Here is a 16,461-nt window from a genome sequence, read left to right as displayed (position 1 = left end):
CCCATTGTGCGTGCATTAGTCGTGATGGTCGCCGTTGAGTTCAAACGCGGGCAGAGACAGGCGCCAGTAGATGGCGGACACCCGAATGGCCAAGGCGCCGACCATGGCGATGATCATCGCCGGTACCTGAGCGACCTGATACTCAAGGCTGATGGTATACAAAATCCCACCGACAATGGAAGCGGTGGCGTAGATCTCTTTGCGTAATACCAGCGGGATCTCGCGGCACAGCACGTCGCGAATCATGCCGCCCACCACACCGGTCATCACACCCATCATTACCGCAATCAGCGGAGAGGCGCCGTAGGCCAGGGCTTTCTGGGCGCCGATGACGGTAAACAGGGCCAGGCCGAAGGCGTCGGCGAGCTGGAACCATTTTCCCGACAGGCGTCGGGGGCAGCGCACCAGCAGCATCACCATCAGCGCGGTGAGCAACACCACCCAGATGTAGGTGGTGTCGGTGATCCAGAATACCGGCTGCGCCCCCAAAATGGTGTCACGAATGGTGCCGCCGCCGATGGCGGTCACGGCGGCTAGAACGGTCACGCCGAAGGGATCCATGCGCAACCGGCCGGCGGCCAGCGCGCCGGAGATGGCAAACACGGCGGTGCCGAACATATCGGCGTAGTAGACAAACTCGGTCACTGTGGTGGTCTGTTCCATAAATGAGTGCTGACACAAATCGGGCCACGGCCAGGCATTATCGCCAGCCGAAGCCGGCGCTATTGTAATACCAAAGACGGGCTCGGCTCGAGCAGAAATGCCGCAGAACGCGGACTTGGTTTACCAGGCACCGGCCTGAATCATGGCGACGGCACTGGTGGACAGCACCAGCAGGGCGACCCACAGCCAGCGGGCGAACTGAATCAGACGGTCGGCCTGAAGTATGGTGGCGGTGGTCGGCGTATAGGCCGGGCCGACCCGGGGGCGCTCCAGTCGCTGGTTGTCGATCAGCAAGGGGCCACCGAGCTGAACATTGAGGTGATAGGCCATGGCGGTGGTCAGCCAGTGCCGGGATTCCAGTACCGGCGTGCGGGGGCCAGTCAGGGCTTTCCAACAGTTGAGGGTATTGCCATACAGGCTAAGGGTAAAGGCCAGCAGGGCATTGACCGGGATCGACAGAACTGACGCCAGAGTATGGCAGAGGTGGCCAAAGTTCCGGTATTGGGGCCGCCAGGGCAGCCATTGCCGGGCCAGCTGATTGATCAGCCATACCGTAAGGGCCGCTTCAAACCCCAGCAAGGGGTAATACAGCAACCAACTGAAGGTGGTGCCGGCTTCCTGAATCAGGCGACTCTCTATGCTGGCTTTGCACAGGCCGACCTCACTGAGCGAGTCGGTCTGGCGTACCGTAAAGGGGGCCAGCGTTTGCCGCGCCCGTTGTTTCAGTCCGCCGTGCAACTGGGCCACCAGTAACCGGTGTTGCTGACGCTGCTGATCGCCGGGCAGGCACAGGGCGATCAGCAGGCACTGCAGCGCCCCGGGGTAGGCGGCCAGACTCATGGCGGCGGCCAGCAGGGCCACCGGGGGCAGCACCATCAATGCGGTGGCGATGCTGCCGGCAAGGCGTTGCTGGGAGGGCGCACGCTGTGGGCGGTTGACCTTGGCCGCCAGGGCATCGGCGACCTGATGCAGCCGCGGTGCCAGCAGCCAGGAGCCGGGCAGCATCCGGTTTATCAACAGTGCTGCCGCCATAATCAGCGGCGGCATCAACCAATGATAAAAGGGCCCCAACGCCTGTTCCATCAGTGGTTCAGCTGTTCCAGCATCGCCATTACGACCTTGGCGGAGTGCTCGCCGGCCTTGACGATGAAGCTGTCAAAGTCTACGGCGGAATCGTCGTTGGCGTTGTCGGAGATGGCCCGAATCACCACGAAGGGCAGGGAAAACTGGTGACAGGTCTGGGCGATGGCGCCGGCTTCCATCTCACAGGCGGCCATGGCCGGGAAGTGAGACAGCATCACGGTGGTGCGCTCCGGATCGGCAATAAAGCTGTCGCCGGTACAGATCAGGCCCTCAATGGCCTGCACCTCGCCGACGCGGGCGATGCTGGCCTTGGCCACGTCCACCAGACGGGCGTCTGGCAGGAAGGCGGCAGGTTGGCTGGGCAGTTGCCCCATCTCATAGCCAAAGGCGGTGACGTCGACATCGTGGTAGCGCACTTCGCTGGAGATCACCACGTCGCCGATGGCCAGTTCTTGAGCGAAGCCGCCGGCGGAGCCGGTGTTGATCACCGCGTCCGGTGCGAAGCGTTCAATCAGCAGGGTGGTGGCGATGGCCGCGGTCACCTTGCCAATGCCGGAACGGGTGACAACGACGTCGGTGCCGTTGAGGGTGCCGGAGTAGAATTCGATGTTGGCGAGGGTGATGACCTGCAGGTCCTGAATCTGGCTACGCAGCAGGGCAACTTCCTGCTCCATGGCGCCGATAATTCCAATTTTCATGGTGGGCAATCTTGGCTCTAGGGGAGTGTGGCGGGCAGTTTACCACAAGCGTCGGGGATGCAAAAAAACGCCCTGCTGGGCAGGGCGTTGTTTGGGCTTACTGGTGGCGGTCATCCAGCATGTCGAGGATGCCGGTGGCACCGTGGCGGCCTTCATCGATGGCGGTGACCACCAGATCCGAGCCGCGAACCATGTCACCGCCGGCGAACACCTTGGGGTGACTGGTCTGGAAGGCATATTTGCCTTGACCGGGGGCGCGAACCCGACCCCAGTCGTCGGTCATGATGCCGAATTCGCCAAACCAGGGCGCCGGGCTGGGTTGGAAGCCAAAGGCGATCAGGACCGCATCGGCCGCCAGCACGTGTTCGGAGTCCGGTACCGGCTGCGGTCGGCGACGGCCCTGCTCATCCGCTTCACCGAGCTCGGTGTGGCAGCAGCGCACGCCGGTGACCTGGCCCTGTTCGTCGGTTTCGATGGCCAGGGGCATGCGATTGAACAGGAACTCCACCCCCTCTTCGCGGGCGTTGGTCACCTCACGGCGGGAGCCGGGCATGTTGGCTTCATCGCGGCGATAGGCACAGCTTACTGTGCTGGCGCCCTGACGTACCGCGGTGCGAACGCAGTCCATGGCGGTGTCCCCCCCTCCAAGTACCACCACCTGCTTGCCGTTCAGATCCACGTAGTCGTGTTCACAGGGGTAGTCTTCAACCTGGCTGGTATTGGCGATCAGGTAGGGCAGGGCCTGGTACACGCCGAGGGCATCCTCGCCGCTGAGGTTGGCCTTCATCGGTGTGTAGGTGCCCATCCCGAGGAATACCGCATCGTATTCGTCCAGCAACTGCTGGAACGGCAGGTCGGTGCCGATATCGACGCCGAGGCGAAACTCGATGCCCATCCCCTCCAGCAGGGTACGGCGCTGGCGCACTACCGATTTTTCCAGCTTGAAATTGGGAATGCCGAAGGTCAGCAGGCCGCCGATCTCCGGCTGGCGGTCAAATACCGTGGCCTGAATGCCGTTGCGGGCCAGCACATCGGCACAGCCCAGTCCGGCGGGACCGGCACCGATGATGGCTACCTTTTCCGGTCGGGCCTCGACGTTGCTGAGATCCGGGCGCCAGCCCATGGCGATGGCGGTGTCGGCGATGTACTTCTCGACATTGCCGATGGTGACGGCGCCAAATTCGTCATTGAGGGTGCAGGCGCCTTCACAGAGGCGATCCTGTGGGCAGACCCGGCCGCACATCTCCGGCAGGGTGTTGGTCTGATGCGACAGCTCCGCCGCTTCGAGAATGCGCCCCTGCTTCACCAGCTTCAGCCAGTCCGGAATGTAGTTGTGAACCGGGCACTTCCATTCGCAGTAGGGGTTGCCGCAGTCCAGGCAGCGATCCGCCTGTTCCGCCGCCTGAGTGTCCTCGAACGGACGGTAGATCTCGACGAACTCCTGAGTGCGGCTGTCCAGCTCACGCTTCTGTGGGTCGTGGCGCTCTACCTCAAGAAATTGAAATACGTTGCTCATTTTCTCTCCTTAGCTGGCCTTGACCTGAAGTTGCTGGCTCTGTTCCAACGCCATCAGCTCGCCGAGCTGGCTGGCTTTGGGTTTAACGATGCGGAACTTCGGCAGCCAGTTGGTGAAGTCCTCGAGGATATCCCGTGCCCGCTCCGAACCCGTGGTCTCCAGATGTTCCTCCAGCAGTCGCTTCAGGTGCAGCTGCACCATGGGCTCAACCACAGGCAGGGATTCCACCAGTTCGGTATTGAGGCGACGCTCCAGGGCGTTGCGCTGATCGAAGATGTAGGCGAAGCCACCGGTCATGCCGGCACCGAAGTTGACCCCGGTGCGACCCAGTACCATGACGACGCCGCCGGTCATGTATTCACAGCCGTTGTCGCCACAGCCTTCGATGACCGCCACGGCGCCTGAGTTACGCACCGCAAAGCGCTCGCCGGCGGTACCGGCGGCAAACAGTTTGCCCCCGGTGGCGCCGTACAGGCAGGTATTGCCGATGATGGCCGACTTGTGGCTGCGGTAGGCCACTCCGGGAGGCGGTGTGATCACCAGTTGGCCTCCGGTCATGCCTTTGCCGACGTAGTCATTGGCGTCGCCGGACAGGGTCATGTTCATGCCGGCGACGTTCCAGACGCCGAAACTCTGGCCGGCGGAGCCGGACAGGCGGATGTCCAGAGGCGCGCCCTGCAGTCCCTGATTGCCCCATTTGGCGGCGATGTAACCCGCCAGGGAGGCGCCGACGCTGCGGTCGGTATTCTGGACGTCCAGCTGCCAGCTGGCGGCGAGCTTGTTGTCCACCGACTGTTTGGCCAGCTCCAGCAGTTGCTGGTTCTTAAGTCCCTTGTCGTCCGGCAGGTTACGCTCGGTGCAGAACAGGGCGGTGTGGTCGCCCGCCGGCGAGGAGGCCAGCACCGGACTCAGATCCAGCCGACCTTGACGGTCGCTGCTGCCGGGCAGTTGAGCCAGCAGATCGGTTCGGCCAATCAGCTGGTTAAACTCGGTGACGCCCAGAGCCGCCATGTGGGCCCGCAGGTCTTCGGCGACAAACTGGAAGAAGTTGATCACCTTCTCCGGCGTGCCGTTGTAATGGTTGTCCCGCAGATCCTGACGCTGGGTGGCGACGCCGGTGGCGCAGTTATTGAGGTGGCAGATGCGCAGGTACTTGCAGCCCAACGCCACCATCGGCGCGGTACCGAAGCCGAAACTCTCGGCGCCCAGCAGTGCTGCCTTGACCACATCCAGGCCGGTTTTCAGGCCACCGTCCACCTGCAGGCGCACCTTGTGGCGCAGGCCGTTGTTCACCAGGGCCTGTTGCACTTCGGCCAGGCCCAGCTCCCACGGGCTGCCAGCGTAGTGGATGGAGGTCAATGGGCTGGCACCGGTGCCGCCGTCGTAACCGGAGACGGTGATCATGTCGGCGTTGGCTTTGGCTACGCCGCAGGCGATGGTGCCGATGCCGGGTTCCGACACCAGCTTGACCGAGACGCGGGCCGCCGGGTTGATCTGCTTCAGGTCGAAGATCAGCTGGGCCAGATCCTCGATGGAGTAGATGTCGTGGTGCGGCGGCGGTGAAATCAGGGTCACGCCGGGACGGGAGTAGCGCAGGGTGGCGATCTCGGTGCTGACCTTGTTGCCGGGCAACTGACCGCCCTCTCCGGGCTTGGCCCCCTGGGCCACCTTGATCTGAATGACGTCGGCGCTCATCAGGTAGGCGGCGGTGACGCCAAATCGGCCCGAGGCCACCTGCTTGATGCGGGAGTTGCCCGGGCTGTTAAAGCGGCGGGGATCCTCACCGCCCTCTCCGGAGTTGGAGTGGCCGCCGAGGCGGTTCATGGCGATGGCCAGGGCCTCATGGGCTTCCGGCGCCAGGGCGCCGATGCTCATGGCGGCGGTATCGAAACGCCAGTACAGCTGCTCGGCCCCTTCGACCTGAGTCAGATCGACGCCGGTCTCCGGCGGATTCAGGGTCAGCAGGTCCCTCAGGGTGGCCACCGGACGGGTGTCCACTAACTGGCAGTAACGGTGGTAATCCGACGGCTTGCCGCTGTTGACGGCCTGCTGCAGCGCCTGGACCACATCCGGGTTGAAACAGTGGTACTCGCCACCGTGGACGTACTTGAGCAGCCCGCCGTGAGCCAGTGGCTGGCGCAGCTTAAAGGCGGCCCGGTGCAGGCTCAGTTGATCCGCTTCGATGTCGGCGAAGTCGGCGCCCTGAATGCGGCTGGTGACGCCGTGGAAGCAGAGGTCAATCAGCTCGTCAGCCAAGCCGACCGCTTCAAACAGGCGGCTGCAGCGGTAGCTGGCGATGGTGCTGATCCCCATCTTGGAGAGGATCTTCTGCAGGCCTTTGTTGATGCCGGCGCGATAGCCCAGCAGCAGTTGCCGCAGTTCGGAGGTGTCGCCCTGCTGGCGTGCCAGTGCATCAATGGACTCGTAGGCCAGATAGGGGTAGATGGCGGTGGCGCCAAAGCCCAGCAGGACCGCAAAGTGGTGCGGATCCCGGGCGGAACCGGTTTCCACCAGGATGTTGGTGTCGCAGCGCAGGTTGGTGTCCACCAGCCGCTTCTGAATGGCACCTACGGCCATGGCGGCGGGCACTGGCAGGGTGTGTGGCTGCAGGTTGCGATCGCTCAGCACCACCATGGTGGCACCGCCCCGGGCGGCGGTTTCCGCTTCGGTACACAGGCGGCAGATGGCGGTTTTCAGCCCCTCTTCCTGAGGGTAGTTAAGATCCAGGGTCACCGACCGGTAGTGGTCGTTGTCCAGCGCCATCAACTGGGAGAAGTCGGAGTACAGCAGCACCGGTGAGTCAAACATCACTCGGTTGGCGTGGCCGGTGGTCTCATTGAACAGGTTCTGCTCTTTGCCGATGCAGGTGGCCAGGCTCATAACGTGTTTTTCCCGCAGCGGATCGATGGCCGGGTTGGTCACCTGGGCAAACTGCTGGCGGAAGTAGTCACAGATGTGGCGCGCCTGCTGGGACAACACCGCAATGGGGGTGTCGTCGCCCATGGAGCCGATGGCTTCCTGAGCTCCGGACGCCAGTGGCCACAGAATCTGCTGCAGCTCTTCGCGGGAGAGGTTGAATTGCTTCTGATACTGGCTCAGCTGCTGGGCGGACAGATCGCCGCAGCCGAGGGCATCGGCTCCCAGCTTTTCTGGCGGGATCAGTCGCTTGGAGTTAACCTTCATCCACTCGCCATAGGGGTGGCGTTGCTTAAGATCCTGGTCGATCTCAAACGAGCGCATCAGGCTGCCACTGAAGGTGTCCAGCACCAGCAGTTCGCCTGGGCCCACCCGGCCCTTTTCAACCACCTCGTCGGGCTGGTAGTCCCAGATCCCTACCTCCGAGGCCAGGGTCAGTATCCGGTCTTTGGTGATCACATAGCGTGACGGGCGCAGGCCGTTGCGGTCGACGGCACAGGCGGCATGGCGGCCGTTGGTCAGTACCACGCCGGCGGGGCCATCCCAAGGCTCCATGTGCATGGAGTTGAAGTCGTAAAACGCTTTCAGCTCGTCGTCCATCTCCGGATTGGATTGCCATGCGGGCGGGATCAGCAGACGCATGGCGCGCTTGATGTCCATGCCGCCGGCCAGCAGCACCTCCAGCATGTTATCCAGGCTGGAGGAATCGGATCCGGTTTCGTTGACAAACGGCGCCGCATCGTGGAGATCCGGCAGCAGTGGTGACGAAAACTTGTAGGCGCGGGCCCGGGCCCACTGGCGGTTTCCGGCGATGGTGTTGATCTCGCCGTTGTGAGCCAGGAAGCGGAACGGCTGGGCCAGTTGCCAGCGGGGTTGGGTATTGGTGGAGAAGCGCTGGTGGAACAGGCAGATGGCGCTTTGCATGCGCAGATCCGCCAGGTCCGGAAAGACGTTGGGCAGATCCACCGGTAACATCAGGCCCTTATAGACCACCACCTGGCCGGAGAGGCTGGCGATGTAGAAGTCGGGGTCATCGCTGAGCTGCTTTTCGATGCGGCGGCGGGCCATGTACAGGCGTCGCTCCAGATCCCGCGAACGCCAGCCGGCCGGGGCATTGATGAAGATCTGCTGGAAGGCGGGCACGGTACCGGCGGCAATGCTGCCAAGCACGGACTCGTTCACCGGCACGTCTCGCCAGCCCAGAACCGACAGGGTTTCCCGGGCCAGTTCCTGTTCGATAATGGAACGGCTGTGCTGGGTGCGAACCGGATCCTTGCTCATCATCAGCATGCCCACGGCATACTTATTGGACAGGCGCCAACCCTGCTCCTGGGCCAGGTGGCGGAAGAAGCCGTCGGGCTTCTTCATTAACAGGCCGCATCCGTCTCCGGTTTTGCCGTCGGCGCCCACGGCGCCCCGGTGTTTGAGCCGGTCCAGGGCCTGAATGGCCGTGCGGACAATGCGGTGGCTGGGCTCGCCATCCATATGGGCGATGAGCCCGAAGCCACAATTTTCGCGCTCAAAATTCGGCTGGTACAACGACATTCCCTCTCCTCCGCTTCGTGCAAACTTCTTTGCGTACTTCACATAATTATGCAGGCGAACTACTCAAAGTACCTAGGGTTAGTGCAAAGGTCAATCAGCCCCATCACGGTCTAAGTTGCTCGAGAATGGAATCATTGACAACCTGTATCGACTGCATATTTTGTCCTGAAATGTGAAACATTCTGTTTTGTTAATTTAATTAGTGTGAGCTTGAGGCGATTGTCGGTTCTCTAGCAGAGTGGATAGGTTTTAACTACTGCATTTTTTAGCGTGTTTTGTGATCTTTGCCGGAAAGCTCATTCACTTATAAGTGAATAATCATTCGGAATAATGAATCGGGCTGTGATCCAGTTCTCACTCTGATGGCGACGACTCCAGTAAAATGGCGCGTTTTTTCATCACCGGGAGTCCACATGGGACTGGACCAATACGTCCATACGCTGGGTAACTACATGAAGGCCCGTTATGGTCAGAAGATCCACAAACTGACCATTGATGCCAGCTTCACTTGCCCTAACCGGGATGGCTCTCTCGGGCGCGGTGGCTGCACCTTCTGCAACGTCTCTTCGTTCAGTCGAGAGTTTGGCAGTCACAAAAGCGTGGCCGAGCAGTTGGCCCAGGGCAAACTGCACCGGGGGATTGAAAAGCGCTACATGGCCTATTTTCAGGCCTACACCTCCACCTACGACGAGTATCAGGTGTTGAAGCAGCGCTATCAGGAAGCGGTGAATGTTTCCGACATCATCGGCCTGTGCGTGGGAACGCGTCCCGACTGCGTGCCCGACGAGGTGTTGTCGCTGTTGCTGGAGTATCAGCAGCAGGGGATGGAGGTCTGGCTGGAGCTGGGTTTGCAGTCGGCCAGTGATGAGACCCTGAAGCGAATCAACCGTGGCCATGGCTTTGCCGAGTACCGGGATACGGTACTGCGGGCGCGAAAACTGGGGCTGAAGGTGTGCACGCACCTGATCATGGGGCTGCCCGGGGAGGGGCCGGAGCAGGCGTTTGCCACCCTGGAGCAGGTGTTGGCGCTGGGCGTGGATGGCATCAAGCTGCATCCGCTGCACGTGGTACAGAACAGCATTATGGCCAAGCAGTACCAGGCTGGGCGGTTGTCGTTGATGGACGCCGACACCTATATGGATACTGCCGCCGAGATGATTCGTCGCACGCCTAAAGAGGTGGTGTTTCATCGGGTCAGTGCCTACGCCAAGCCGCCGGAGTTGATTGCCCCCGAGTGGTGCGGTGACAAGTGGCTGGCGCTGAATGGCATCATCGAGCGATTGAAGCGCGATGGCGGCCAGGGATCGGCATTGGTGTAATGGTTAGCGGAACAGAAACAAAAGGCCGGGCATTTGCCCGGCCTTTTTGATTCTGTATGCCGTTAAGGCTGGTAGCCGTTTTCGACCCCTTTGCAGGTGACCGATACCGCATCATGGGCGTGCAGGCTTTCCAGGTGGTTGACCCGCAGCCAGAAATCAAAGAAGTCACTGGTGTCGTTCAGGGCCATCTTCAAACGACGGGCGGCGTCTTCGACGAACATCAGGTTCTGACCGTTGAGGCGGGCAAACTCCTGTTCGTCCTCCCGTTTCACGGCGGCCTGGACCGGGGTGGCCAGAGCCGATTCGATACGGTCGACCAGTTGCACAATGGGCAACTCGGTCAGATTGTTGTCCAGCTTAACCCAGACCTCGGCCACGCTGCGCTGGCTGTGCGGCGTCGCCACCACACCCTGGGTGGTGCCCAGCCAATGGTGAATCTCCTCGGCGGACAGGCTTTGCTTGTCACCAAAGTCGCGGTTGAACGACTCCTGGATCAGCTGCCGTGCCAGTGCGGCGGAGCAGGGGCAGGTGGAGGAGTAGGACACATCCACATTCATCTCCAGGGTCAGTTTACCCTGGTTGAGGCTGCCGACCAGAGTGACCGGGTAGGCGCGCCAGCCGCTGTTGTCAGACAGCAGTGAGGGACGACGCAGGTGGTAATCGAAACTGATCTTGATTTTGGCGCGATCCGACAGGGCCTCGTGGCTGGAGATAAAGTTATCCAGCAAGGCTTTCATGCTGGCCAGGTTCAGCTCACCGTTCAAAGACAGCTGATCCAGTGCCAGATACAGGCGCGACATGTGAATCCCCTTGGCCTGGGGATTGGGAAGGTTCACAAAGGCTTCTACCTTTGCGGTTACCGCCCGTGACTTACCGTCATCGGCTGTCACTGTCAGTGGTAATTCAATGTTGCTCATTCCGACCCAGTCCAGAGTTCCCCCGATCTGGGCTTTGGCACTGCTAGCAACATCGGGCATTGTTGTCGCCATGGACACAGACTCCGTCAATTATCTAACCCTTAACTGCTTAAGGGCAGCGATTGTAACATGTGACGGCGATTTCGCCGTCAAAAACTTTGCCGTCAAACTCGATTACGACAAACGAAAATGCGGTATTGTGCGGCGAAGACGACACAGGGTGACGCACTGGGCCATGACGTGTGCTGGTAAAGCCATCGTCATTGATACCGGATATGGAGCGATGCACCCTCGGGTGCGATTAGGACCCGAGGGTGCCCGGATCCTAATCAGGAAGGAGCAGAATCTATCGCACCGAGGCGATGCTGCGCAACCATGGGTTTTGTGGGGCCTTTGGCAGCGCACTTAACGCTTGTTTGGCTTGCGACTTATCGGCAAAGCTGCCCCACAGCACCTGATACCATCCCTTGTGCAGTTGAATGTGGGCGTCGGTGCCCAATTTCAAGTGAACAATGACTTTTTCCGCATTGGCTTTTTCCTTGGTGGCGGCCAACTGCCAGGTAAAGTGCGCCGGGTTTTGTTGGCTGAGCCAGTCGGAGCTGCGGTCATCGTGGCTGGCCGACGGCGTTTTTCGTTTCTTATTCCACTCCAGGTAGGCCCGGTGCTGGTACTGCAGGCCGCCCACGGGCTTAACCAGAGGCAGGTCATTGGCAAACTCCTTGGGCACGTCGCGCAAGCCATACTGGGCCGAGCGCTGACTGGGGAACTGTCCGGCGATCAGCAGGTGCATGGGCCGTCCGTCTCGCAGGACAGTGACCTGCTCCAGGGATTGCTGCGGGTATTTGGCTCTCAGGGCACTTAAGTCAAACTTGGTGCGGTTGGCGGCCAGTTGAATGGTGTAGTCCTGGGACTCCATCCGCATCACTCCTTGCTCCAGGGCCGGCAGGCTGTCGAGCTTTCGGGTCGGTGTGGCCTGAGTGGCGTCCACTTGGTTGGTAACGTCGACTGCCGCCGGCTCATCCCGATATTTGATGCGCAGATCCTGCTGCTGAAAGCGGATCCTCTTGCCTGAGATGGCGATTGGGAACACCGGTTCTTCCGCCAGGGCGCCGAGGCTGCCCAGTTGGCTGCCGTCCGGCTGCAGCAGGTAGTAACCCGGCTTCATGGCGTTGAACTGAAATTCGCCCTGAGGGCCACTGGTCAGGTTGGCCAAAGGCTGCTGGTGCAGATCCTTGAGCACTATGTGAATGCCCGCCAGGGGCTGGCCGTTGTGGTCTTTCAGTATCTGGCCCTTGATGTCTGTCAGTGCCACCAGCGGCAGATCCACGGTCACCTGTTTGCCAGTCATGGGCATCACCTCAACCGGACCGTCCCGCAGCACCATCTGCTCCGGCAGGGTTTCCGGGCCCAGGGCGATGCGGTACAGGGTGTTGGACGCGACCTGGGTCAGGCGCACTTCGCCGGTATCGTTACTGGCCTGGTGTGGGACGCTGGGGGAGGTCAGCAGGGTAACACCGCGAATGGGCTGATCACTGGCATCGAAGCGGCCGTTGTTGTTGCTGTCGACAAACAGGCGCACATTGATGTCGGCCAGTTGTGGCCGGTAGTCGGTGCCGCGCATGCGGGAGTCCTGATAGTTCAGGGCAATGGCACTGGTGGCACTGAGCTGCCAGTCGCCGCGGGTGTCGACATTCCCCCTGAGGCCCAGGGTAAACCAATCGTAGGTCAATGAAATATGATGACCCAGGCCGAAGCGGCTCTTGCTGTCGAGAGGATCCCGGTAGAACAGTTCGGTCTGGTTATTGACCCCCCGCCACGGGCGCCAGCGCAGCAGGGTGGTGAGATCGCCGATCCCCTCTCCGCTCTGATAATCCATGTAGCCGGAGACGTTCCAGTCCAGCATCGGGGTATCAAACATCAACCGCCCCAGCATCCGCTGACTGGTGTCTTTGAAAGAGGTGTCGTAGGCCAGGTAGTTGGTCAGGGCGACGTTGCCCAGTTGGGTCGAGAGACGCGAGTCCAGCAGGGTGGAGTCGTCGCCGTTGTCCAGGGTGCGGTAGGCTGCGCCCAACTGGTACTGCCAGCCGCCGGCCTGATGGAAGCTGCCTTCAATCTCGGCCCGGGTGCTGGAGGTTTTACCGTTGTCGTCGAACAGGCTGGGCAGCAGGTCGTCGGTGCGGCTGGACTCGTAGTCCTGATAATTTTCGTGGGTAATGCGCAGGCTGTGGTCGGTGCCGAGCAGTTTCTGCCAGCCCAGGGAGAAGGCGCTGCCGGCGTCCTGCTGTGAGGAGACCTCAACAAACCAGGTGCTGTCCCACCAGTAGGCGGTCACGTCGGCGCCGTAGTAGGTGCGGTCTTCCAGCCGGCCCCAGTTCTGCACCGTCTGCTGGCTGTAGCTGGCACCGATGGTGATCTGATCCGTCAAGCCGTATTGGGCGCGGCCGCTGTAGGCACGGCGCAGCTCCAGATCCGCCAGTTCATCCTGGTCTTTGTGGGTAAACAGGTTGCTGGTCTGATCGATGTAGAAGCCGGAGTATCCGAATTGCCCCTGACCCAGCCTCAGGCCGCCACTTTGGACGGTTTTGCGTCGTACCATGTACTCGCCGTTGGGGCCAAACAGGTGAATCTCGAACAGGTTGGAGCCTTCCACCACAGGAATGTCGCGGAAGCGATAGCGGTTGTCGTCACTGGCGCTGGCGACGCGGACCAGGGCGCCGTTGCGGTAAAGGTGCACCTTCCAACCCGCCGGGGCGTTGCCTTCGATGACGGTGCGGCCAAAGCGATCGGAGTTGATGTCGCTCTGGTTGCCGAACACCACCCCCTGACCCTCGATGCGGCCATTGACCAGGTTGTCGCCGTAGTAGCTGACGTCACCCACCTGGTAGCCGCCCAACTGAAACGGCAGCCGTTCGTCGAGATCGCCATAGTCCCGGGACAGCCGCAGGCGGTAGTTGTCATCCTGGCCCTGGCTGCGATTGTAGCTGAACTCGTAGCTGTGGAAGCCCAGGTCGCCGGTGGTCAGCATGTTGAGGTGGTAGTCTTCGGTCAGGTAGTCTTCGCCGGCAATGGCGGCGTCACCCTGCAGGTAGATCACGGGCTTGTTGTAGGCCTGATAGTCATGGGGGTGAACCGGGTCGAAACTGGTGGCGGTGATTTCGCGGCGATCTTCGGGATCGTTGGTGACCTGGTTCAGGGTCACGGATTGTTGCACCGCTGGCAGAGGTACGCTGGCGCTGACATTTACTTTTTGACCCAAAGTGTGGATGTTTAGGTTGATTGGCAGCAGTTTTTGAATGAACTGCGGCTCCAGGTAAATATCCACATTGTCGCGACCCCAGACCATGGCGGGGTCAACGGCAATCTGTTTAAAGCCTCTGCGAGCCTGATCTTTGTTCAGGTCCAGCATCAGGTTGGCATTTTCTCCCTGAATCCAACCGGATGCGATTAAGGCATGGGGATCGACCTGAACGTCGATTCCCAAAGAGGTGGCCAGTCCCTGCAGTGGCAGCAGCAATTTTTGCTGATACTGATATACGGCAAGTTGATCCGTTAACTGCACACCATGAGCGTTCAGAGTGAAAGGTTTAAGCTGTTGTTTAGGTAATACAATTTCAGATGCATTGGCACTGAAAACACAACAACTCAGTAACCCCGATAAGGCTAGGGTAACAACTCGCATTGAACTCACAACGACTGGCTATAAATGGGCGTAGATAATAGCATTTTTTCGCCACTTCTGGCATGAGGAATGGACATTTTTGTCTGAACAAACCAATAACCTGTGATAACCTGCATTGGCAAAATAGTAGTCAGTAATGGAGTCTGAGCATGACGAGTGCAAATACCGCTTCGTTGGATCTACAAACCCTGGATGCCTATTGCAGTGCCATTGGGGCAGCAACGTTGCTTAAAAGTGTGGTGATGTTTGAGCAGATGGCACCGGAGTACCTGCAGACCATGGCCGCGGCTATGCAGTGCAGTGACAAGCCTCTGTTATGCAGTGAAGCGCACAAACTGAAAGGTGCGGCTGGCTCGGTGGGATTAAAGCGGATTCAGATGTTGTCTCAACAGCTTCAGTGTGGTGATGAACCGCAGTGGCAGGCTGAGCACGGCCAATGGTATCAGGACATTGAGAGCCATCTTGAGGAAGACATTGCCAGTCTGAAGGCATACCTCAGCGCTCGGGCCTGAGCCGAAGGTACAAAAAAAGCCGCATCAGCGGCTTTTTTTGTGGGCCAAACGTCTTACAGACCGTCCAGCTGACCACAGAAGCGGTAACCTTCGCCGTGAATGGTGGCGATGATTTCCGGAGTCTCCGGGTGGCTTTCGAAGTGCTTGCGAATGCGACGGATGGTTACGTCAACAGTTCGGTCATGAGGTTTCAGCTCACGACCCGTCATCTTCATCAGCAGATCGGCACGGGACAAGATCTTACCCGGGTTCTCAACAAAGTGCAGCATCGCACGGAACTCACTGCGAGGCAGTTTGAACGGTTCGCCACTTGGGCTTACCAGCGAACGGCTGTTGATCTCCAGAGACCATCCGTTAAACAGATAGTGCTCAACCTGAGGTTTCTCATCGGATTGTTTATTGGTGCTGACAATTCGATTCAACAGGTTACGGGCACGAATGGTCAGTTCACGAGGATTGAATGGTTTGGTGATGTAGTCATCCGCCCCAATTTCCAAGCCCAGGATCTTGTCCACTTCGTTGTCACGTCCGGTCAGGAACATGAGTGCAATGTTGTTGTTTTCGCGGAGTTCGCGGGCCAGCAACAGGCCATTCTTACCTGGCAGGTTGATGTCCATGATCACCAGGTTCACCTTGTGAGCCTTGAGAACATCGTGCATCTCGTCGCCATCAACGGCTTCGGAGACCAGGTACCCTTCAGCTTCAAAGATGCTTTTCAGGGTGTTTCGAGTGACGGCTTCGTCCTCGACGATAAGGATATGTGGATTTTGCATGATCAGCTACCTAAAGCGCTCGCCATTTCAAACCAACCGCCTGACCAGGAGCAGAGCTCCATAACCCAGACATAATGCCTATGCAAATTCCTTTTCGGCGTATGTAAGCCCGATGCGCTAGCATTGGGGGTGCCAGGACGAAGTAGGATTCGTACTGTTTCGTTAGAAGCCCTAAAAATACCGTAAAAAGGATTAAATGTTAGCCGCAAATGTTAACAGAATCCGATTTCTGTCGATTGGGTCACACTTTGTGAATTTCACGGGTGATTTTTGTTTCATCCTGTAAGCTTCTCGCCGAAAGGTGTCTGTAATAATAGACGAATTTTACCCTGTTAACGGAATAACTGAGATTTATACCACCTTCTCACTTTTTCGACACCGGCGAAGTGACAACGGCCAGGTGGGCCGGCCCCGATCGTCTCAGGCATCGGAAGCGTGGATTTGGTACAGGATTCAGGTTCATCTCCGTTTCAGAGGCTGTGGTTGGTTCGACCTATACTGACGGGCTATCTGTTCATAACCCGTACAGTTCGAAAAAAACTCAATCGTTTGACAACAAATCGACACTAAGGTTTAGTATTCGCACCCCTTATGCATCAGATTGGCCATTTTTTTACCGGCCGGCTGATTCTCGGGGCCAGAAGAGGAGCGTGACCCAGGCAGTTCCGGCGAGAGGATCGAACCTCATCGACCCGAAATCAGGGGGAGTCACGCCGAGAGGAGGGACGCGTTCGATCGCCAACTCCTCGGTCAATGGGGCTGAATCCCCATGGCTGTCACCTGACACTATGGTGGAGAGCTTCTGGTCGCGGACGCCCCTAGCGTGTTGTCGTACCAGAC

10 protein-coding genes and 1 riboswitch are annotated in these 16,461 nt (G+C 59.5%); of the genes, 2 read left to right on the top strand and 8 right to left on the bottom strand.

The window, feature by feature from the left end; all coding sequences use genetic code 11:
- Window positions 1-15 precede the first annotated feature (15 nt).
- The 5 genes from BLT77_RS03580 to gltB all read right to left on the bottom strand — a co-directional run bounded on the left by BLT77_RS03580 (window position 16) and on the right by gltB (window position 8,421).
- Window positions 16-645 carry a trimeric intracellular cation channel family protein gene (locus tag BLT77_RS03580; protein WP_218126893.1) on the bottom strand — a complete coding sequence of 210 codons (630 nt, stop codon included), beginning with the start codon at window positions 643-645 and terminating at the stop codon, window positions 16-18.
- Window positions 646-783: 138 nt separating this feature from the next.
- The gene (locus tag BLT77_RS03575; protein WP_090362177.1) at window positions 784-1,746 is read right to left on the bottom strand and encodes a cobalamin biosynthesis protein CobD/CbiB; all 963 of its coding nucleotides are present in this window, start codon (window positions 1,744-1,746) and stop codon (window positions 784-786) included.
- The gene (mtnN, locus tag BLT77_RS03570; RefSeq protein WP_090362170.1) at window positions 1,746-2,444 is read right to left on the bottom strand and encodes a 5'-methylthioadenosine/S-adenosylhomocysteine nucleosidase; all 699 of its coding nucleotides are present in this window, start codon (window positions 2,442-2,444) and stop codon (window positions 1,746-1,748) included. The genes BLT77_RS03575 and mtnN overlap by 1 nt, the downstream gene beginning before the upstream one ends.
- Window positions 2,445-2,541: 97 nt before the next feature.
- Window positions 2,542-3,960, bottom strand: a complete 1,419-nt coding sequence (locus BLT77_RS03565; RefSeq protein WP_090362166.1) for an FAD-dependent oxidoreductase — start codon at window positions 3,958-3,960, stop codon at window positions 2,542-2,544.
- Window positions 3,961-3,969: 9 nt separating this feature from the next.
- Window positions 3,970-8,421 (bottom strand): glutamate synthase large subunit, encoded by a 4,452-nt coding sequence (gltB, locus tag BLT77_RS03560; protein WP_090362162.1) that lies wholly within the window; start codon window positions 8,419-8,421, stop codon window positions 3,970-3,972.
- A 413-nt stretch (window positions 8,422-8,834) separates the two neighbouring features.
- Between gltB and mnmL the strand changes: the two genes are divergently transcribed.
- Window positions 8,835-9,740, top strand: coding sequence for a tRNA modification radical SAM protein MnmL/YtqA (gene mnmL, locus BLT77_RS03555; RefSeq protein ID WP_090362155.1), 906 nt, complete (start codon window positions 8,835-8,837; stop codon window positions 9,738-9,740).
- Between the two features lie 62 nt (window positions 9,741-9,802).
- On the opposite strand, the gene folE2 is transcribed toward mnmL, so the two are convergent.
- Both folE2 and BLT77_RS03545 read right to left on the bottom strand, forming a co-directional pair.
- Window positions 9,803-10,729, bottom strand: a complete 927-nt coding sequence (gene folE2 / locus BLT77_RS03550) for a GTP cyclohydrolase FolE2 (protein WP_090362151.1) — start codon at window positions 10,727-10,729, stop codon at window positions 9,803-9,805.
- Between the two features lie 274 nt (window positions 10,730-11,003).
- Window positions 11,004-14,216: an SPOR domain-containing protein gene (locus BLT77_RS03545; RefSeq protein WP_176819170.1), complete on the bottom strand. Its 3,213-nt coding sequence runs from the start codon at window positions 14,214-14,216 to the stop codon at window positions 11,004-11,006.
- A gap of 269 nt (window positions 14,217-14,485) precedes the next feature.
- Here BLT77_RS03545 and BLT77_RS03540 point away from each other — a divergent pair, with 269 nt between their 5' ends.
- Complete coding sequence (locus BLT77_RS03540) at window positions 14,486-14,848, top strand: Hpt domain-containing protein (protein ID WP_090362140.1); 363 nt, start codon at window positions 14,486-14,488, stop codon at window positions 14,846-14,848.
- 53 nt (window positions 14,849-14,901) lie between these two features.
- On the opposite strand, the gene arcA is transcribed toward BLT77_RS03540, so the two are convergent.
- Entirely contained in the window at window positions 14,902-15,621 is a 720-nt protein-coding gene (arcA, locus tag BLT77_RS03535) for a two-component system response regulator ArcA (RefSeq protein WP_028114527.1), read from the bottom strand.
- Between the two features lie 633 nt (window positions 15,622-16,254).
- Window positions 16,255-16,431, top strand: a riboswitch (Lysine riboswitch).
- The last annotated feature ends 30 nt before the right edge of the window (window positions 16,432-16,461 follow it).

This window comes from Ferrimonas sediminum (genome assembly GCF_900100175.1).
GTDB classification, from domain to species: Bacteria; Pseudomonadota; Gammaproteobacteria; order Enterobacterales; family Shewanellaceae; genus Ferrimonas; species Ferrimonas sediminum.
The sequence above is the reverse complement of the archived record's forward strand: the minus strand, read 5'-3'. Positions and strand labels throughout refer to the sequence as shown.

Coding starts and splice junctions, on each gene's coding strand:
- BLT77_RS03565 (WP_090362166.1), bottom strand. CDS start 3,960: ATGAGCAACGTATTTCAATTTCTTGAGGTAGAGCGCCACGACCCACAG.
- folE2 (WP_090362151.1), bottom strand. CDS start 10,729: ATGGCGACAACAATGCCCGATGTTGCTAGCAGTGCCAAAGCCCAGATC.
- BLT77_RS03540 (WP_090362140.1), top strand. CDS start 14,486: ATGACGAGTGCAAATACCGCTTCGTTGGATCTACAAACCCTGGATGCC.
- mtnN (WP_090362170.1), bottom strand. CDS start 2,444: ATGAAAATTGGAATTATCGGCGCCATGGAGCAGGAAGTTGCCCTGCTG.
- gltB (WP_090362162.1), bottom strand. CDS start 8,421: ATGTCGTTGTACCAGCCGAATTTTGAGCGCGAAAATTGTGGCTTCGGG.
- arcA (WP_028114527.1), bottom strand. CDS start 15,621: ATGCAAAATCCACATATCCTTATCGTCGAGGACGAAGCCGTCACTCGA.
- mnmL (WP_090362155.1), top strand. CDS start 8,835: ATGGGACTGGACCAATACGTCCATACGCTGGGTAACTACATGAAGGCC.
- BLT77_RS03575 (WP_090362177.1), bottom strand. CDS start 1,746: ATGGAACAGGCGTTGGGGCCCTTTTATCATTGGTTGATGCCGCCGCTG.